The following is a 17,333-nucleotide window of genomic DNA, read 5'->3' on the forward strand; positions in this document are numbered from 1 at the left end:
TTATTTACGTTTCGCAATCTCTTCTTTTATTTTCTTTAAATTAGAATAGTTTACTGCAACCATTGGTAAGAAGGCAACGGGAATAATTATAAATATACTAAAACCTTGTTTAATTGTTAAAAAAATACCGGTTATAAACTGAACTATTATTATTCCAATTAATAATCCAGAAGCCAATTTTGTAGATTTAGCTCTTTTATGAAGTTCGGTCAATGTTAAGGTCGATAAATCGGATTGGTCTTTCATAGCGTTACAATTTACTTTTTTCTAGGATATTAATAAATTCTTTGATTTGATCAACACCTATTTTTTTTCCTTTGATTATTTTATTTTTGTCTAAGATATAAATTATTGGTGTAGAATAGACATCATATTTTTCTGGAACGTTGTTAAAATGAGCGCCATCATACACATTTATCCAATCTAGTTTTTTTTCATCAATATATTTTAGCCATTTATCTCCTTCAAATTGGGTGTAAAAACTAATTATTTCGATTGGTTTTTTTTCTTTTTTTAACTCGTGATATACTTCTAATAATTTTGGAATTTCAACCACACAATGACTGCAATCTACATCCCAAAAAACTAAAATAGTATAATCAGTTGTGACTTCATTTAGTTTGAAAAACAGTTTGTTGATAACCTCTTGATTGGCATAATAAAGTTTGGTTACTTCTTCACTAGTAGTTGAAGCTTCAATACCAATTTGTTTCATTTTTGGTTGATCGCTAGCTTTTATCATAAAGAGTTCGGGTGCTTTTGCGCCAATCAATAATGGTCGTAATCTATTAGCTTTCTTGATGATTTTATCCACAGCCGTATGGTCGTCATACACATCATTGGCTTTTCCTGTTTTGAAATAGGTATCTGCCATGTGCACAAACACTTTGTCAAAACCTACTATTTTAGAACTTTCATAAGAGTAAGTGAAATAGCTAATCAGTAATTTATTTACTAAACTTCCAGGAGTTGTTTGAACAATCATTTTGTCAATTTCTACCGCAACGCTATCTGGATTTTTTAGCACTACATCATCAAAATAGGTTTTTAATTTTTTGTAGAAAAATGGATTTTTAACAATGGCATCTTCTTTTAAATTTACATTATCCCAATAATGTTTTTTATAATATTTAAACACAGCTACACTATCAGGTCTTCCGTTTGATGCTTTTGGGATATCTTTTAGGAGTTTGTCAATTTTTAGATTTAAAACGGTTCCAAGTAGGTTGTTTTTATTTTTCTCCCAAACTTGGTTTTCATAGTTTTTAAAATTCTTGTCGAGCAACTCTCTTTCGTTTTTTATAAAAGCTATAGAATCTGTTTTTGATTTTCCTTTAGCTCTTTGTTTGATACCGTCAAACTTTTTAGATTGTTCGTTTATATGTTTTATGTAACCAAAAAAATCATTCAGTATAGGTGCATTTTTTGCTTCTAAATTGCTCACCATATTGGCATCAGCCGAAGAGTTTATTTCTAAAATTTGGTTGTCATTTTCGATAAAAAAATCAAACAAAAGGTTTTTCTGTTGTCCAACTAAGGAATATATACCTTTATCTAGTTTGGTTTTTCCTTTAAAAATAATTTTTCCATTCTTGATTGTTCGACAAGTATCTTTAATATAGGTTTTGTCAAACTGATAGAAGGTAAGATAGGCTAGCGAATCGCTATAGTTTTTTAAGTTGATTGTTACTTCATAGCCAGATTGGGCTTTTGCAATAAAAAAAGAAAAGCTTAAAAGAAAAGCTAGAACTAGTCTATTCATGGTTTAAATAATTTTTATCACAAAAATATACTTTTCTGAAAAGAATACCAGTTAATGAAAACAAAAAAACATCTTGACGAATCAAGATGTTTCTCCCCAAAAGTATTTACTATAAACCTAATCTAGTAGTATAATACCCTTTTCTTCTAAATGAAATTTAATAATGTCTTCGGAATAGTCATATTGTTTTGCTAAATCAGGAACAGGAATTCCCGATAAAAATAGCGTCACGATGGTATGTACTATATTTGGTCGTAATGTTTCGATTTTCTCTTCTTCTTTTTCAGGAATGGCTATTATCGGTGTGTCAACAATATCTCTAAAATTGCTGAGTTTTGTGATAACATTTCCAAGATCAGATTCAGGGATTTCTAGTGTGTTTCCTTCTCCTTTGTTGTTTGGAGCTTGAGTGAGAACTACAATTTTTCCGTTAGCTCCATTATTTTTATAATGAATGCTATAATTAAAGTTAGCAGTATCCATAGTAATATGAATTAAGTTAATTTCGAGATTTAGGGTATTGCAAATATACCTATAATTAACTTTACAGAATATAACTTTAACATTTTAAATGTTAACCACGTTATTAACAAAAAGCTATTCGATCACTTTAATGCCTTTTAAAAATATCCATCGCATGACTAATTTTTCTCCCAATGGTGATTGAATAGCTTGAAATTTAGGAGCTAAAATTGTTCCAACTACAAATGCAGTAATAGGAATCCAATAACCAGTCAAATTAGTATATTGCTCTATTAAAAATCGAAATAAGATAAATAAAACAGCGAAACAAAGTAGGTTGAATATAAATGCTTTTGTTTTTTTTGACATGACTTTTTAGTGTTTTAAAAAAGAAACTATTTTTTCTTCTTCTTTTTTTCTTCTTTTTTCTTTGGTTTTACCGTTGCTTTATAAAAAGGAATAAAATAAGAAACAGTATAATTAAATCCTACACCAAACTCACCAGCATACGTTCTATTAAAACCAGGAATATATAAGTTTTCAAAATTATTTGGTTGTTTTTGCGACAGTAATCTATTCAAGCTGAAACTAAAACCAACAAAAATATTATCAAAAACTTCGGCTTTAACACCAACAACTGCTTCTAGCCATTGTGCAGTTAATCCAGTATATTCTTCACCTGATACTACCTCTGGCGATTCACCAAGGTAAGGATTAGGATTATAGATTTTATAACTGTTTAGGGTTTGACTAAATGTTCCAAATCCGTAGCGCAAACCAACAAAGATTTGGTTTTCCATATCGAGCCAATTCTCATAGGTATTATAATTAAAACCGATTTTTACATAAGAACCTTTGGTAGTGAAATTCAACTGTTCTTCATCTACGGTTTTGTTTTCATTACCAATTTCTGCAGCTAAATAATGTTTTCTTGTTAATCGATAATCGCCAACAAATTCAATTCCACGATACTCATCTTCATAAAAAGAACGGGATAATTTGAATAAATCAACACCAACACGAATTCCATAACGCTCTTTTTTTATAGGAATACTATCGGTTTTAGCGGTTGTCTCTTTCGGCTGTTCGCTTGTTACTTGTCCATTAACTATCAATGAAAACAGCAGTAGCGCAATACTAAAGGTATATTTTAACGTGTATTTCATTTTCAGTAGTTATCGAATTGTTTTCTATATTGATTGCTTGCATCCAAAAACCATCGGCTAGCGGCGTGTCTGTTTTTATAATTCCATCAGTAGTATTAAGTTCCATAATGGTTTTATAACCACAAGCGCGTGATACATAAACATTTTCAAGAGTATAATTAAACGTTAAAAAATCCTCATTGATGAGTAACGGATTCGTGCTTGTACTATTTATAATAAATTTATACTTAGTTGTTGTATCTTCTAAATTTAAAGGTATTTTTATAGAAGAACTATTCGAAAGAAATCGGCTATCGCCAGTAGCACTCTCATTTAAAACTACTGGTATTGTTTCTCCATCTGCAATAACTTTCAAATTTGGAACGTTCTGTTTTACTGTTTGATCGCCAATTTGATAAAACTCAATTACCAATCTTGGTGTGGTTTCATCACTACAGATATCGTCTTTTTCGCAAGAGGAAAAAGTGATGGCAAATAATACTATAAAAAGCAATTTTTTCATAAAAACGAAATGGATTTATCTAAGTTCCAAAAGTACAACATTTTCAACATGATGCGTCTGAGGAAACATATCAACTGGTCGAACGCGAGTTACCTTGTATTTTTCGTCCATCAAAGCTAAGTCTCTAGCTTGTGTAGCCGAATTACAACTTACGTAAACAATTTTTGGCACATTAGTTTTTAATAACATTTCCACCACGTCTTTGTGCATTCCGTCGCGTGGCGGATCGGTAATGATAACATCAGGCTGACCGTGTTGATTGATGAAATCGTCGTTAAAAACGTTTTTCATATCGCCAACATAAAATTCGCAATTAGTAATTTCGTTGCGCTTGGCATTTTCTTTCGCATCAGCAATGGCTTCTGGAACGGCTTCTACACCAACTACTTTTTTTGCTTTTTTCGAAACAAACTGTGCAATAGTTCCTGTTCCAGTATATAAATCATACACCACTTCATTACCCGTTAAACCTGCAAATTCTCTAGTGATTTTGTACAGTTCATACGCTTGGTCCGAATTGGTTTGATAGAACGATTTAGCATTGATGCTAAAATGCAAACCTTCCATTTCTTCTAAAATATAATCACGTCCTTTGAACAGTTTTATATCTTGGTCATAAAGTGTATCGTTAGCTTTGCTATTGATAACATATTGCAGCGATGTAATTTGTGGAAATTGTTCCACCACATGATTTAAAAGTAATTCACGTTGTGCTTTGTTTTCTTTAAAAAACTGTATCAACACCATGATTTCTCCTGTAGAAGCTGTTCTAATCATTAACGTTCGCAATAAACCTTCGTGATTTCGAGCATCAAAAAAAGCTAAACCATTTTCTATTGCAAAACGTTTAATTTCGTTGCGAATAGCATTGGACGGATCTTCTTGCAAATGACATTTTGAAATGTCCAAAATCTTATCCCACATTTTTGGAATGTGAAATCCTAGCGCACTTCTGTTTCCTAAATCGTCTTCCGATTTTATCTCGTCTTCGGTTAGCCAACGCTGATTAGAAAATCCAAACTCCATTTTATTACGATAGAAAAATTGTTTCTCCGAACCTAAAATGGGTTCAAAATCAGGTAATTCTATTTTACCAATACGTTTTAAATTATTATAAACTTCTTGATTTTTATAAAACAACTGTTGCTCATATTTCATATTCTGCCATTTGCAACCGCCACAAGCTCCAAAATGTTGACAAACTGGTTCTATTCTGTTTTCAGAAAAAGAGTGAAATTTAATCGCTTTGCCTTCAAAATAGGCTTTTCTTTTTTTGAAAGTTTGTACATCGACCACATCGCCAGGAACAACGTTGGGTATAAAAATAACTTGACCTTCGGGTGCTTTAGCTACAGATACGCCTTTCGCACCAGCATCTAAAACAGTTATATTTTCAAAAATGACTTTGTTTGTTTGTTTTCTTCCCATAGCGCAAAAATAAACTATTGAACAAAACTGCCCATCGTTTTTAAGAATTTATTTTCTGCTAAAAACAACAACGACGCGATTTCTCGCGCCGTCGTCTAAATATAGTTTGGGTAGTGTTTATTTTTAATACGAAATATTCAAAGTTCCATCCGTTAGCGAAAGGTTGTCCATGTTGATAGTTGACAACATGCCAGAGAATGTTCCGATTATTTTGGTATCATTACTTTCGGTGATATCACCCGTTATTTCGATGCTTCCCATTTGATAATGCGTTCCATTGTTTACATATTGAACAAAGTAAATACTTTCTGAACCCAATTTTTCTTTTCCTAAAGCTACAGTAATATTTTTTGTAGCATCGTCAATTTGAGTTCCTTGAATCACTAAATCGGTATAACCAACATAACGTTCTTCAATTACTTTTAGTGTGCCAAACGTTCTTGCTTCGCCATTAATTTTTAAAGTTAATGTTCCTGTTGCGTTATGAACGATAATGTTGCTGTTTTGATTGTCATCATCGTCAGAACACGAAACAAAAGTCGCAGTAAAAACGAGTAGGGTTAAAGCGTAAATAATTTTTTTCATAGTCTTTGTAGATTTGTTTTCTCAAAGATGACTCTTCTACAAGTGTTTCACAAAAATTCTCTATAAACGGTTGCAAAAAATCGTTGTTATTAATTTTGAGTTATTTTTTAGCACAAAAAAAAACGCCTTCAAAAGGCGTTTTCAATCTATGTTCTTGTAATGTATTTAGTGTGCTACATTAATCACACCGTTTGTTATGGTTACGGTTGTACCGCTTTCGCTAGTTAGTATCGCTGAGAAAGTACCTTTAATTTTAGTGTTAGAACTTTCAGTGATGTTAGCCGTTATTCCAGATTCTGATGCTTGATAAAAAACAGCACCATCAAAATATTGAATGAAATAAACGCTATCAGCACCTGTTGTTTCTTTCCCTAAAGAGATAGAAAGCATCTTAGTGGCATCATCCGTTTGAACAGCATCAACAATAAAATCGGTATAGTCATCATATACATCTTCTTCAACAATTGCGTCTTTGAACCTTTTTTCTGCACCATTAATCTTGGCACTTATGTCGCTGCTTTTAGAATCGCTATCACTTGAACATGACGAATAACTGAAAGCCACAGCTACAAAAGTTATAATACTTAGAATTTTTTTCATTTTATTGGTTTTAGGTAGTTAGCAAATTTAAAATTTAATTTTCAAAAAAGCCTTATAAAATTCTGATTATAATATTCATTTTTTTATTAGTCATTCATTTTGAGTTAAGTAATTATTGTTAATTAGTTAAATATTTGTTAAAACAAAATAAGTAATATACTACATTGATAATTCTTACGTTATTTGCTTTGAGCGCTCATTTAAAATAAATAATAACCTTTAAATGAATTAAAACATGGCGAGACAAAATTTAATCTCTGTCGAAATAGTAGATGCAGTAGTTGCAGAAGCTATAGTAACTATTAATAACACAAGAACCGAGTTTCCGTTTTTGATAAACCTTTCTGCCGAAGAGCGAAAGAATTTCAGAAAAATGGGACCAAAGAGTGTTGATTATGTAAACGAAAACTTATTGGGAGCCAACCAGTTTCCATCGAGTTTGCCTGCCGATTTTCCTGTTGCTGAATTTACTAAAGACGTTGCAGCTATCAACAAGTTGTATCCTTTATTAATCGCTTCGCAGGCATTAACAGAGGCATTGAACGATACTATCTTAGCCCTTTCGTCGGACGCGATGAAAGAAGCTGACGAAGTATATGGCTTTTTAAAAGTAGCTGCTAAACGGGATGCCAATGCGAAAGCGTTGGTTGAGCAAATGGCGAGACGATTCAAAGGTCAAGGAAAAAGAAAAACCGAATAGTTAACCCTTTAATTAAAAGCAACCAGCTCCAACGAGCTGGTTTTTTTATGCCTTGTAGTGAAGTTCTCTTCCGAAGAGAACTAGTTTAGCTCAGAAGAGAACTAGTTTAGTTCGGAAGAGAAATAGTTTAGCTCAGAAGAGAACTAGTTTAGCTCAGAAGAGAACTAGTTTAGCTCAGAAGAGAATTAGTTTAGTTCGGAAGAGAACTAGTTTAGCTCAGAAGAGAACTAGTTTAGCTCAGAAGGGAACTGGTTTAGTTCAGAAGAGAACTAGTTTAGCTCGGAAGAGAACTAGTTTAGTTCAGAAGAGAACTAGTTTCGTTCGGAAGGGAACTAGTTTCGTTTGGAAGAGAACTGGAATTGGATTATTTATTAGTAGGAATTATTATATTTGGGGAAATATGAGTTTTATGTCAAAAGAAAGTTTATTTAATCATGTTAGAAATGAGGATGTCGTTATTTGGGCTGGAGCTGGACTATCCTTATATGCTGGTTATCCAAGTGGAGAACAGCTTAAAAATATTTTAATTGATAATTTGACTGCAAATGAAATTAGCGAAATAAATACATCACAAAATTTACCAGAATTAGCCGAAGATATTTATAGAATTAAAAATCATAATCGAAATTTTTTAATTAATGTGTTAAAAAAGACTTTCTTGAATCACATACCAATTTCAACTAAAGTACATGATAACATATCTAATATTCCACATTTCAAAACAATAATTACAACCAATTATGATGAATTATTTGAAAAAGCATATAAAAATAGGTCGGAAGTAATTTATTCATCAATGAATATACCATACGTGAGTAAAGACAAAACAAATCTATTTAAAGTTCATGGTAGTTTTATAGAGCCAAATAGTCTAATAATTACTAAATCCGATTATAATAATTTTTTTAAAGCATCTAGAGATAATGAAGTTTTTTGGACTGTAATAAAAGAAAGAGTATCAACAAAGTGTGTGTTGTTTTTAGGATATAATCTAGAAGACCCAAATACATCTGTCATTTTTGATAAAATATCTGACGAACTTAAAGAAAATCGAAAAGAATATTATTTTATTGCACCAAATATACCTCCATTAAAAGAAAAAGATTTAAATCACAAGGGAATAAATTATATAAATTCAACTGCAGAAGATTTTATCGATGAATTGATTTTAAATATAAAAGAAAATATAGTATCTGATTTAGAATTAGGTAGAACTAGTGCTGATACTTTTAATACTTTTCTAAATAATTTTAGTTTAAAATCTGAATTATTAGCACAAAACAATAAATTCAAATTAAAATCAATAAATGGCTTAGATGGAAAAGTTGAAGGTATAATTGATTTAAAGTTTAAAGATGATGAAGAATATATTAAAAGGTTTAGAGAGATAGTTAATGGTAAATCAATTGGTGAAATAGAATTATCAAGAGAAAAGCTGGAAAAATTAGAATTCAGAGTTTCAGGAATAAAATTAACTGAAATTAATGATAATAATATGTTTGTAATTAAAACTGCACCAAAAAAAATATTAAAAATTGATGTTAAGTTTGTTGATGGATTTGAGATAAACGATTTAGAAACAAAAATCTTTAGTACTACAGATTTTGTTGAGTTACAGTTAGAATATAAAAATTCAATTATTAAAATAAAAATAGAAACTACTAAAGGTTCGATTATAAATTATAATCTTAGTTTTGAATATTTTAAAGATTTTACAAGAGTTAAAGACGGGATAGATTTATATACATTGCAAGAGAATATTGGCCTTTCAAAACAATTTACTGTTTTTACTGATAAGCCTGGAGAGAAATTTAGAAAATCATTTCCAGAATTTCCAGAATTAGTAAATCAAGCCAAAAATTACAAGAAATATTTTGAGGATTTAAGAATGATTGAGGATTTTTTTAATATCCGTTTCATCAATTTTAGTTTTGCTTCAATTGGAAATGATAATTTCAACATTGTTGAAAAAATTATTTCAGTAATTAATGGAGAAATTTTACATTATGATTTTGATGGAGAATTAAGTTCAGAATATGAGTTTGATAATGCAGAAGAGTCTATAAAATATTTTAAGGATATAAATGATTTAAATCCAACTGTTGAATTTAATATTGATGAAAATGAAATTGTTGAATTACATAATCAAAAAATTAGTTTAGGATATAGAAAAATTCAAATAATAGAATCATACATATACAATTTTGAAGAACTTTTAGAGAGAAAGAATAGAAAAGTTATTTTTAAAAGTAAATGTGATAAAATGACTATGTTTTATCACAATTGTGAAGAGTTTAAATTAATTCAATAAAAATCAATGAAACACCTCGCACTCCTTCGCGGCATCAACGTATCAGGACACAATATGATAAAAATGGAAGCGTTGAAAAACATGCTGGAAAACATGGGTTATTCGGATGTGGTAACGTATATTCAAAGTGGTAATGTGTTTGTTACTACTGACGAAGAAAGTGGTTCGGCTGTGGGTTTTGCCATCAAACAAGAAATCTACAAAGTCTTTGGACACGATGTTCCGGTGATTGTGGTTACTAAAGACGATTTGGAGTTGTGTTTTAAAAACAATCCGTTCCTAAAGGAAAAAGAGGTTGATACTAAGAAATTATACGTTGCTTTTATCTCTAAAGAATTACCGAGTTCGGCTATCAATGAACTCAAAATAAGTCAGTTCAAACCCGATGAAGCCGTGATTGATGGCAATCGTATTTTTATAAAGTATGACATCGGCGCAGGAAAAACGCGCTTGGACCAAAAGTATATAGAGAAAAAATTGAATGTTGTGGCTACGATGCGCAATTGGAATTCGGTGACGAAGCTTTTGGAGATGTATGAATAATTTTTGATGATAATTTTTCGTCAGTTCGAGTGATTTTTGAAAAAAATTATATCGAGAACAAGAAAAATTTCATCAAAAATGGGTTCTCGATACATTTTTGTTCCGTTTCTCTACACAAAAAACACTCGAACTGACGCTTTTAATAATTGTAACCCATAAAAATAACAATACTACTATAACATTGAATTAGCATTTGTGGTTTAAATTTGTAATTCAATTTAAAAACACAACAATTATGAAAAGAAATGCTACCGCAGTTTGGAAAGGTTCCGTTAAAGAGGGAAAAGGAGTGCTAACAACACAAAGTACCACCTTAAACGATACACAATATTCATTCAATTCGCGTTTTGAAGATGGCGTTGGAACCAATCCAGAAGAATTGGTTGCTGCAGCACACGCAGGTTGTTTCTCGATGCAACTTTCGGCTTTTATTGGCGAAGCAGGTTTTGAAGCGACAAGTATTCAAACGAAATGTGAAATCAACTTAGTAACAGGAACTATCATTGGTTCTCACTTAACGGTTGAAGCTTCTATTCCTGGAATATCCAACGAAACATTCCAAGAACTAGTAACCAAAGCTGAAAAAAACTGCCCAATTTCTAAGTTATTCAACACTGAAATTACATCAACGGCTACTTTGGTTTAAGCTTTTGAAATAGATAAATATAAACCTCATTTCTTCATTGAAATGAGGTTTTTTTGTGTGCGGAAAAATGTAAATTAGCAAGAAATAAAAATCACAACCATGAAAAAAATAGAAGAAGAAATCGATAACAGAACATTTGGTCAGCGAGTAGCTGATAATGTTGCCAATTTTGGCGGAAGCTGGACGTTTATTATTTCGTTTTTTATATTTATTATTATTTGGATAGCTTTTAATGCCTATGTGCTGTTGAATAAAGGATTTGATCCGTATCCGTTTATTCTTTTGAATTTGATATTGTCTTGTTTAGCTTCGCTTCAAGCGCCAATAATAATGATGAGCCAAAACCGTCAGGAAGAAAAAGACCGCGAACGCGCCAAAAAAGATTATGAAGTAAATCTGAAAGCGGAAAACGAAATTAGAGCATTAAATAAAAAATTAGACAAGCTAATTGAACTGCAAGAGAAAAGAAATGGCAATTAAAAAATTACGAATTATAAATTACAAATTACAAATTACAAATTACAAATTACAAATTACGAATTACGAATTGTATGAAAGAGAATATTATTCAGAGTAAGAGCTATGCTTTTGCCATAAGAATTGTAAAAGTCTATCAGCGTTTATGTAGTGAAAAAAAGGAGTTCATTTTGAGCAAACAACTATTGCGTTCTGGAACTTCAATTGGTGCTAACATTGAGGAAGCGATTGGAGGTCAATCGAGCAAAGATTTTTTTGCTAAACTAACTATTGCATATAAAGAAGCAAGAGAAACGCACTATTGGATTAGATTATTAACTGATACAGGCTATCTTGAAAAAGAAGAAAGTGAAATTTTGCAAAACGATATAACGGAATTATTGAGAATTATAGCTGCTATTCAAAAAACATTACGCGCAAACAATTCGTAATTCGTAATTTATAATTCGTAATTATATTTTACTTTTGCTACATGGATGATTTCTCTCCACAAGAAGGAATTGATATTTTAGAATAGCCCATTAGTGAGTTTGGGTAATAAATTAAAAATTATGTCAGTTTTAGAAAAATTAACTTCCGCAGAAGCAATTGATTTAGAAAACAAATATGGTGCGCACAACTATCATCCGCTACCAGTAGTTTTGAGTAGAGGTGAAGGTGTTTATGTTTGGGATGTAGAAGGTAAAAAATATTATGATTTCCTTTCGGCTTATTCGGCAGTAAATCAAGGTCATTGTCACCCAAAAATTGTTGGTGCTATGATGGAACAAGCACAAACCTTAACGTTGACTTCTCGTGCTTTTTACAATGATAAACTAGGCGTTTACGAAGAATACATCACCAAGTATTTTGGTTTTGATAAAGTACTTCCTATGAATACAGGAGCAGAAGCTGTTGAAACGGCTTTGAAAATCTGTAGAAAATGGGCGTATGAAAAGAAAGGAATTGACGAAAATCAAGCACAAATTATTGTTTGTGAAGGTAATTTTCACGGAAGAACAACGACTATCATCTCGTTTTCCAACGATGAAAATGCCAGAAAGAACTTTGGACCTTACACCGCTGGATTTATAAAAATTCCTTATGATGATATCGAAGCATTAGAAAAAGCGATAACATCGTCTCCAAATATTGCTGGGTTTTTAGTAGAACCAATTCAAGGAGAAGCAGGAGTTTATACTCCAGCTGCTGATTATTTGGCGAAAGCCAAAGCATTGTGCGAAGCCAATAACGTTTTGTTTATTGCCGATGAGGTTCAAACCGGAATTGCTCGAACAGGTTCCATTTTGGCAGTTTGCGGAAATTGTACTTGTGAAAAAGCCTGCGAAAAACAATCGACTTATGTTGCTCCAGATATTTTAATTTTAGGAAAAGCATTGTCTGGTGGTGCTTATCCCGTTTCGGCTGTTTTGGCTAATGATGCCATTATGAATGTGATTAAGCCAGGACAACATGGCTCCACTTTTGGAGGAAATCCAATTGCAGCTGCGGTTGCCATTGCAGCACTTGAAGTGGTGAATGACGAAAATTTATCCCAAAATGCGCGCCGATTGGGAGCAATTTTCAGAGAAAAAATAGGAGCGTTTGTAGCCAATTCCAATATTGCAACACTAGTTCGCGGAAAAGGTTTGTTGAATGCTATTGTTATCAACGATACGGAAGAAAGTGATACCGCTTGGAATATCTGTATGAAATTAGCTGAAAACGGATTGTTAGCCAAACCAACTCATGGCAACATTATTCGTTTTGCACCGCCATTAGTAATGAACGAAGAGCAATTGTTAGATTGTATTTCTATTATTATAACTACGCTAAAAGAATTTGAGAAATAAAAACTCAAATATGTAGATATAAAAAACCGTCTCGTTACAATAACAAGACGGTTTTTTTATAATTAGAGAGTAAGGATTATTGTCCCATCATTTCTCTCATTTTCTCTTGAACAGCTTGTGGATCTTGCATTCCTTCTAATCCAAAAGTCATTATCATCCAAACTGTCATTAGTAGATAAATAGCACTTAGTACGATACCAATGATAGCTAAAATTCTTCCTATGTTTAGATTAGAATAATTTGTATAGGATTGAGGACTGACGTTATATAAAGCACTATCCTTTTTAGCTAAAACTAAAGCGACAATACCTAAAATTAATCCAAGAATTCCATAGCAACAGCAAGTTACAATAGATAAAATACCTAAAATTAAAACAGCAGTCGCATTAGGCAGTTTCTGTCCAGTTTCAAAGTTGTTAAAGTTTGATTGTTCCATAAAAAAGTTATTTAGTTAATTAATTGGTTAAACGATAAAAATAAGAAACGACTATGATGATAGCATTGATTACCGCTAAACTGATAATCGCTTTTTGATAGTTCCTTGATTTGTCAATAAAATGAAGTGCTAAAACTAAAAAGAATAATACTGTTGTAAAAATTGCTGGAAACATATTGAAAGCACCAACAAAATCACCTTTGATTAAAAGCAGGAAAGAACGTTGAGTTCCACAACCGAAACATTCAATACCCAATAGTTTTTTATTCATACAAGGTAACATGTATTCTTCCATTGCATTTCTTTTTTTGATGTAACAAGTTTACAAATTATTTTTTAATAAAAAATTGTATCGGTTTAAACTTTCTTATTTTTGAACTAAAATTATAAAGAAATGTTTCAAGTAGGCGATAAAGTTTCGGTACTAGACGATGCAATTGATGGCGTTGTGGTAAAAATAAATGGTGATACCATTACTATTGAAACCACCGATGGATTTCCGTTATCCTTCAAAGCTAGTGAATTAATAAAAATAGGTAATGCTGATGCGATGACTTTAAACTTCAATAAAAACGAAGTTATAAAAGCGAAAGAAATTCCAAAACCGAATTACATAAACAAGGAAAAAAAATCTAAAAAAGAAGTTCCTGTACCCGAATTTGATTTGCACATCGAAAAATTAGTTAAAAATTATAAATCGATGAGCAATTATGATATTCTAACACTTCAGTCTGAAACGGCTAAAAAACATATTGAATTTGCAATCAGGAATAGAATTCCAAAAATAGTTTTAATTCATGGAGTAGGTGAAGGCATTCTAAAATCGGAACTCGATTTTATGTTGGGAAGATATGAAAACGTAACCTTTCAAGATGCGAATTACCAAAAGTATGGTCTTGGTGCTACTGAGGTATATTTTAAACAAAATACTAAATAAAAAAAGTCTCCACGTCGGAGACTTTTTTTGTGATTTCAAAAACTAACCAATTATATAAAATTAAAATTATTCTTAAGCGATGTTGCTTTCTTGACCAACGATTTTTTTCAAAACCGCTTTGATTAATACTTTGTTAGTAGTAATACCAGAGTTAATCAATTGTTTTCTACCGAAAGATAAAGTAGTTGATTTTGTTTGAGAAGTTGATTTTGCACTTCCAACAAACCATACTGCAAATTCAGTAGTAGTTGTAGCAACAGTATTTTCAGAAGTTGTAACAGTTGTAGTTGGCTCAACAATAGTTACTGTTTCTTTTTTGTCTTGACCAAAAACGTTAGATGTAGATAAAAACATAAACACGAACAATACAAATAATTTAACGCTAGTTACATTTTTTTGAGCTGTTGTGAAAGTTGTTGTCATATCTTTTATTTTTAGTTTGTGTTTTAATTCTGAACCAAAACTACGTCGAGAGTTGTCTGAGGTGAAATTTTTTCGATAATTAACCCCAAAAGTCGTTTAAACGACAAAATCAATGATATCAAGGGTTTTGAGCGTTTTTTTGATGCACTTAATCTATGAAATGTTAAAAAAACGTGTATTTCACCGATGAAATTCCAATAATTTCTATGAACTACATCTTTTAAAACATAAACCTTTCTCAAAAGAGTGAAGAATGCTAAAATCTTAGTAAATTAGCATCATAGAAAAAAAACAACATTAGAATGAAAGTGGACAAAAAAGGACATACTACTACAATAAGGAATACACAATATCCAACAGCTGAGTTTTTGCAAAAGCTCACACACGAATACAATAGTTATAAAAACCAAAACCTTATCATTGATTTATCGCACGACAAAGCAATAACGATGGCAGATGTAAAATTGTTTTCCGATATGATAAAACTGCATAAGAAAGAAAAGAAATCATTAGTATTAGTAGTTAATGATATTGATTTTAATGCTGTTCCCAAAAATATTGTTCTAGTTCCAACACTACTTGAAGCACATGATATCATCGAAATAGATGAAATTGAACGCGACTTAGGTTTCTAAAGAATTACAATGAAGTTAACTATACTAGGTTGCTATGCGGCAACACCAAGAACGATTACCAATCCAACATCGCAAGTATTAGAAATCAGAAACCGAATGTTTCTTATCGATTGTGGCGAAGGAACTCAAGTCCAATTGCGAAAAAACAAAATCAAATTCTCAAAAATCAATCATATTTTTATTTCACATCTTCATGGAGATCATTTTTATGGATTGGTAGGTTTGATTTCTACCTTCATGTTGCTCAATCGTCAAACCGATTTACACATCTACGGTCCAAAAGGAATTAAAGAAATTATTTTACTTCAATTGCGCTTTTCCAATTCGTTTACGGGTTATAATCTTTATTTTCACGAATTAACCGCAACAGAAAGTGAAATAATATATGAAGACGAAAAAGTCATCGTCAAAACCATTCCTTTAAAACATCGAATTTATACCAATGGTTTTCTTTTTCAAGAAAAAATAGGCGACAGAAAACTAAACGTTCAAGCCGTCGAAAAATATGAAATCGAAACCTGCTACTATCAAAATATCAAAAACGGTAAAGACATTACGCTCGACAACGGAACCATTATCCCAAACGAAACCCTGACTTTTGATCCAATTCCGCCAAAAAGTTATGCCTTTTGCAGCGATACGATGTATGACGAAACTATAATTCCGATAATTCAAAACGCCGATATTCTCTATCACGAAACTACTTTTCTTGAAACCGAAGCAGACAAAGCCGAAAAAACAATGCACAGCACAGCCAAAGAAGCAGCGCAAATTGCCACTAAAGCCAACATAAAACAATTAATTTTAGGACATTACAGCACACGATACAGCAATATAGAACTTTTCAAAGACGAAGCCCAAACGATATTTCCAAACGTCCTTTTGGCAGATGATGGAAAGAGTTTTGAATTTGATTAAAATAATTTGGAGCGAATCGTTCGGGCTTTTCTATAAACGCAATTCCTGCTGTTCGTTCCAATCTGTCATTGCGAGGAATGAAGCAATCTTTCAGAGAAATTCGTACTACGCAATGACAGGATTTCCACTTCCATCAGGGCTAAACAGCAAACCATTTTATAACCAGAAAACTTAGTAAATTAGCAGCATCAAATCAACAACAATGAAAGACCTTAGCAATTATAGAAAATCCTATGAAAAAAGCGAACTTCTAGAAACCAATATTCCCGAAGATCCGATCAATCTTTTTCACAAATGGTTTTATGAAACAGAAGAATTTGGAAATCTAGAGGAAGTAAACGCCATGACGGTTGCTACCATTGGTTTGGATGGATTTCCAAAAAGTAGAGTAGTACTCTTGAAAAAGTTCAACGAAGAAGGTTTTATTTTCTACACCAACTACAATTCCGAAAAAGGAAAAGCCATCATAAACAATCCAAATGTTTGTCTTTCTTTTTTTTGGCAAACTATGGAACGACAAGTTATCATTAAAGGAATAGCCGAAAAAACAAGCGATATAGTTTCTGATAATTATTTCAACTCTCGTCCAGATGGTAGTAAACTAGGAGCAATTGTTTCATCACAAAGCGAAACTATTCCATCAAGAGATTTTTTAGACAACAAGTTGAAAGAACTAGAAAACGAATATGAAGGAAAAGAAATCCCGCGACCAAATCATTGGGGTGGATTTTTAATTCGTCCAATAGAAGTAGAATTTTGGCAAGGAAGAGCCAATCGTCTTCATGACAGAATTCGTTATAAATTAGAAGACAATTATAATTGGAAAATTGATAGATTATCACCTTGATAGTTAAAATGTCGATTAATTGAGAATATAAAACCACTTTTAGAGTGGTTTTTTTGTTTTTATGCCTAAATAAAAATATCGACGAACTGCATTTAAGTAGGAAATTATCTTTTTTAAAATTAA

General features: G+C 31.7%; 22 protein-coding genes and 1 pseudogene. 11 read left to right on the top strand and 12 right to left on the bottom strand.

All coding sequences use genetic code 11. The features are described from left to right. From BC748_RS08420 to BC748_RS08460, 9 genes are all read right to left on the bottom strand, one after another. Positions 1-246: a redox-active disulfide protein 2 gene (locus tag BC748_RS08420; protein ID WP_133533035.1), complete on the bottom strand. Its 246-nt coding sequence runs from the start codon at positions 244-246 to the stop codon at positions 1-3. A 4-nt stretch (positions 247-250) separates the two neighbouring features. Next, positions 251-1,762, bottom strand: a complete 1,512-nt coding sequence (locus BC748_RS08425) for a DUF5106 domain-containing protein (protein WP_133533036.1) — start codon at positions 1,760-1,762, stop codon at positions 251-253. A 117-nt stretch (positions 1,763-1,879) separates the two neighbouring features. Next, positions 1,880-2,245: a hypothetical protein gene (locus BC748_RS08430; protein WP_133533037.1), complete on the bottom strand. Its 366-nt coding sequence runs from the start codon at positions 2,243-2,245 to the stop codon at positions 1,880-1,882. Positions 2,246-2,359: 114 nt separating this feature from the next. Next, positions 2,360-2,593 carry a hypothetical protein gene (locus BC748_RS08435; RefSeq protein ID WP_133533038.1) on the bottom strand — a complete coding sequence of 78 codons (234 nt, stop codon included), beginning with the start codon at positions 2,591-2,593 and terminating at the stop codon, positions 2,360-2,362. Between the two features lie 26 nt (positions 2,594-2,619). Continuing rightward, on the bottom strand, positions 2,620-3,390 hold the full coding sequence (locus BC748_RS08440) for a DUF6048 family protein (RefSeq protein WP_133533039.1): 771 nt from the start codon (positions 3,388-3,390) through the stop codon (positions 2,620-2,622). Next, complete coding sequence (locus BC748_RS08445) at positions 3,362-3,892, bottom strand: DUF6452 family protein (protein WP_133533040.1); 531 nt, start codon at positions 3,890-3,892, stop codon at positions 3,362-3,364. The genes BC748_RS08440 and BC748_RS08445 overlap by 29 nt, the downstream gene beginning before the upstream one ends. 15 nt (positions 3,893-3,907) lie before the next feature. Next, entirely contained in the window at positions 3,908-5,320 is a 1,413-nt protein-coding gene (rlmD, locus tag BC748_RS08450) for a 23S rRNA (uracil(1939)-C(5))-methyltransferase RlmD (RefSeq protein ID WP_133533041.1), read from the bottom strand. Positions 5,321-5,443: 123 nt separating this feature from the next. After that, positions 5,444-5,905 (bottom strand): hypothetical protein, encoded by a 462-nt coding sequence (locus BC748_RS08455; protein ID WP_133533042.1) that lies wholly within the window; start codon positions 5,903-5,905, stop codon positions 5,444-5,446. A 165-nt stretch (positions 5,906-6,070) separates the two neighbouring features. Beyond that, the gene (locus tag BC748_RS08460; RefSeq protein WP_133533043.1) at positions 6,071-6,505 is read right to left on the bottom strand and encodes a hypothetical protein; all 435 of its coding nucleotides are present in this window, start codon (positions 6,503-6,505) and stop codon (positions 6,071-6,073) included. Positions 6,506-6,740: 235 nt separating this feature from the next. Here BC748_RS08460 and BC748_RS08465 point away from each other — a divergent pair, with 235 nt between their 5' ends. The 7 genes and pseudogenes from BC748_RS08465 (at position 6,741) to rocD (ending at position 13,014) form a co-directional block, all read left to right on the top strand. Beyond that, the gene (locus BC748_RS08465) at positions 6,741-7,205 is read left to right on the top strand and encodes a hypothetical protein (RefSeq protein WP_133533044.1); all 465 of its coding nucleotides are present in this window, start codon (positions 6,741-6,743) and stop codon (positions 7,203-7,205) included. Positions 7,206-7,614: 409 nt separating this feature from the next. Continuing rightward, positions 7,615-9,516: an SIR2 family NAD-dependent protein deacylase gene (locus tag BC748_RS08470; protein WP_162846432.1), complete on the top strand. Its 1,902-nt coding sequence runs from the start codon at positions 7,615-7,617 to the stop codon at positions 9,514-9,516. A gap of 6 nt (positions 9,517-9,522) precedes the next feature. Further along, positions 9,523-10,059, top strand: a complete 537-nt coding sequence (locus tag BC748_RS08475; protein ID WP_133533046.1) for a DUF1697 domain-containing protein — start codon at positions 9,523-9,525, stop codon at positions 10,057-10,059. Between the two features lie 235 nt (positions 10,060-10,294). Then, positions 10,295-10,705, top strand: a complete 411-nt coding sequence (locus BC748_RS08480; RefSeq protein WP_133533047.1) for an OsmC family protein — start codon at positions 10,295-10,297, stop codon at positions 10,703-10,705. Positions 10,706-10,825: 120 nt separating this feature from the next. Next, positions 10,826-11,170, top strand: a pseudogene (locus BC748_RS08485) (DUF1003 domain-containing protein); the annotation flags it as partial. Between the two features lie 86 nt (positions 11,171-11,256). Beyond that, positions 11,257-11,613, top strand: coding sequence for a four helix bundle protein (locus BC748_RS08490; RefSeq protein ID WP_133533049.1), 357 nt, complete (start codon positions 11,257-11,259; stop codon positions 11,611-11,613). Between the two features lie 120 nt (positions 11,614-11,733). Then, positions 11,734-13,014 (top strand): ornithine--oxo-acid transaminase, encoded by a 1,281-nt coding sequence (gene rocD / locus BC748_RS08495; protein WP_133533050.1) that lies wholly within the window; start codon positions 11,734-11,736, stop codon positions 13,012-13,014. A 76-nt stretch (positions 13,015-13,090) separates the two neighbouring features. Here the strand turns inward: rocD and BC748_RS08500 are convergent, their stop codons facing one another. Further along, complete coding sequence (locus BC748_RS08500; RefSeq protein WP_133533051.1) at positions 13,091-13,450, bottom strand: CCC motif membrane protein; 360 nt, start codon at positions 13,448-13,450, stop codon at positions 13,091-13,093. Positions 13,451-13,469: 19 nt separating this feature from the next. After that, a complete protein-coding gene (locus BC748_RS08505; RefSeq protein WP_133533052.1) occupies positions 13,470-13,745 on the bottom strand; it encodes a DUF2752 domain-containing protein in 276 nt (91 codons plus the stop codon). Between the two features lie 99 nt (positions 13,746-13,844). On the opposite strand from BC748_RS08505, the gene BC748_RS08510 reads away from it, so the two are divergent. Further along, on the top strand, positions 13,845-14,387 hold the full coding sequence (locus BC748_RS08510; protein WP_133533053.1) for a Smr/MutS family protein: 543 nt from the start codon (positions 13,845-13,847) through the stop codon (positions 14,385-14,387). 72 nt (positions 14,388-14,459) lie between these two features. Here BC748_RS08510 and BC748_RS08515 read toward each other — a convergent pair whose 3' ends face one another. Further along, entirely contained in the window at positions 14,460-14,810 is a 351-nt protein-coding gene (locus tag BC748_RS08515; RefSeq protein ID WP_133533054.1) for a hypothetical protein, read from the bottom strand. Positions 14,811-15,112: 302 nt separating this feature from the next. On the opposite strand from BC748_RS08515, the gene BC748_RS08520 reads away from it, so the two are divergent. From BC748_RS08520 to pdxH, 3 genes are all read left to right on the top strand, one after another. Next, positions 15,113-15,445, top strand: coding sequence for a ribonuclease Z (locus BC748_RS08520; protein WP_133533055.1), 333 nt, complete (start codon positions 15,113-15,115; stop codon positions 15,443-15,445). Positions 15,446-15,454: 9 nt separating this feature from the next. Next, positions 15,455-16,363 carry a ribonuclease Z gene (locus BC748_RS08525; RefSeq protein ID WP_133533056.1) on the top strand — a complete coding sequence of 303 codons (909 nt, stop codon included), beginning with the start codon at positions 15,455-15,457 and terminating at the stop codon, positions 16,361-16,363. Between the two features lie 202 nt (positions 16,364-16,565). Next, the gene (gene pdxH, locus BC748_RS08530; RefSeq protein ID WP_133533057.1) at positions 16,566-17,210 is read left to right on the top strand and encodes a pyridoxamine 5'-phosphate oxidase; all 645 of its coding nucleotides are present in this window, start codon (positions 16,566-16,568) and stop codon (positions 17,208-17,210) included. The last annotated feature ends 123 nt before the right edge of the window (positions 17,211-17,333 follow it).

The organism is Flavobacterium dankookense (assembly GCF_004362665.1).
GTDB classification, from domain to species: Bacteria; Bacteroidota; Bacteroidia; order Flavobacteriales; family Flavobacteriaceae; genus Flavobacterium; species Flavobacterium dankookense.

What these genes read in the sequence shown, in the direction of transcription:
- BC748_RS08420 (WP_133533035.1), bottom strand. Translation starts at nt 246, where the DNA reads ATGAAAGACCAATCCGATTTATCGACCTTAACATTGACCGAACTTCAT.
- BC748_RS08425 (WP_133533036.1), bottom strand. Translation starts at nt 1,762, where the DNA reads ATGAATAGACTAGTTCTAGCTTTTCTTTTAAGCTTTTCTTTTTTTATT.
- BC748_RS08430 (WP_133533037.1), bottom strand. Translation starts at nt 2,245, where the DNA reads ATGGATACTGCTAACTTTAATTATAGCATTCATTATAAAAATAATGGA.
- BC748_RS08435 (WP_133533038.1), bottom strand. Translation starts at nt 2,593, where the DNA reads ATGTCAAAAAAAACAAAAGCATTTATATTCAACCTACTTTGTTTCGCT.
- BC748_RS08440 (WP_133533039.1), bottom strand. Translation starts at nt 3,390, where the DNA reads ATGAAATACACGTTAAAATATACCTTTAGTATTGCGCTACTGCTGTTT.
- BC748_RS08445 (WP_133533040.1), bottom strand. Translation starts at nt 3,892, where the DNA reads ATGAAAAAATTGCTTTTTATAGTATTATTTGCCATCACTTTTTCCTCT.
- rlmD (WP_133533041.1), bottom strand. Translation starts at nt 5,320, where the DNA reads ATGGGAAGAAAACAAACAAACAAAGTCATTTTTGAAAATATAACTGTT.
- BC748_RS08455 (WP_133533042.1), bottom strand. Translation starts at nt 5,905, where the DNA reads ATGAAAAAAATTATTTACGCTTTAACCCTACTCGTTTTTACTGCGACT.
- BC748_RS08460 (WP_133533043.1), bottom strand. Translation starts at nt 6,505, where the DNA reads ATGAAAAAAATTCTAAGTATTATAACTTTTGTAGCTGTGGCTTTCAGT.
- BC748_RS08465 (WP_133533044.1), top strand. Translation starts at nt 6,741, where the DNA reads ATGGCGAGACAAAATTTAATCTCTGTCGAAATAGTAGATGCAGTAGTT.
- BC748_RS08470 (WP_162846432.1), top strand. Translation starts at nt 7,615, where the DNA reads ATGTCAAAAGAAAGTTTATTTAATCATGTTAGAAATGAGGATGTCGTT.
- BC748_RS08475 (WP_133533046.1), top strand. Translation starts at nt 9,523, where the DNA reads ATGAAACACCTCGCACTCCTTCGCGGCATCAACGTATCAGGACACAAT.
- BC748_RS08480 (WP_133533047.1), top strand. Translation starts at nt 10,295, where the DNA reads ATGAAAAGAAATGCTACCGCAGTTTGGAAAGGTTCCGTTAAAGAGGGA.
- BC748_RS08490 (WP_133533049.1), top strand. Translation starts at nt 11,257, where the DNA reads ATGAAAGAGAATATTATTCAGAGTAAGAGCTATGCTTTTGCCATAAGA.
- rocD (WP_133533050.1), top strand. Translation starts at nt 11,734, where the DNA reads ATGTCAGTTTTAGAAAAATTAACTTCCGCAGAAGCAATTGATTTAGAA.
- BC748_RS08500 (WP_133533051.1), bottom strand. Translation starts at nt 13,450, where the DNA reads ATGGAACAATCAAACTTTAACAACTTTGAAACTGGACAGAAACTGCCT.
- BC748_RS08505 (WP_133533052.1), bottom strand. Translation starts at nt 13,745, where the DNA reads ATGGAAGAATACATGTTACCTTGTATGAATAAAAAACTATTGGGTATT.
- BC748_RS08510 (WP_133533053.1), top strand. Translation starts at nt 13,845, where the DNA reads ATGTTTCAAGTAGGCGATAAAGTTTCGGTACTAGACGATGCAATTGAT.
- BC748_RS08515 (WP_133533054.1), bottom strand. Translation starts at nt 14,810, where the DNA reads ATGACAACAACTTTCACAACAGCTCAAAAAAATGTAACTAGCGTTAAA.
- BC748_RS08520 (WP_133533055.1), top strand. Translation starts at nt 15,113, where the DNA reads ATGAAAGTGGACAAAAAAGGACATACTACTACAATAAGGAATACACAA.
- BC748_RS08525 (WP_133533056.1), top strand. Translation starts at nt 15,455, where the DNA reads ATGAAGTTAACTATACTAGGTTGCTATGCGGCAACACCAAGAACGATT.
- pdxH (WP_133533057.1), top strand. Translation starts at nt 16,566, where the DNA reads ATGAAAGACCTTAGCAATTATAGAAAATCCTATGAAAAAAGCGAACTT.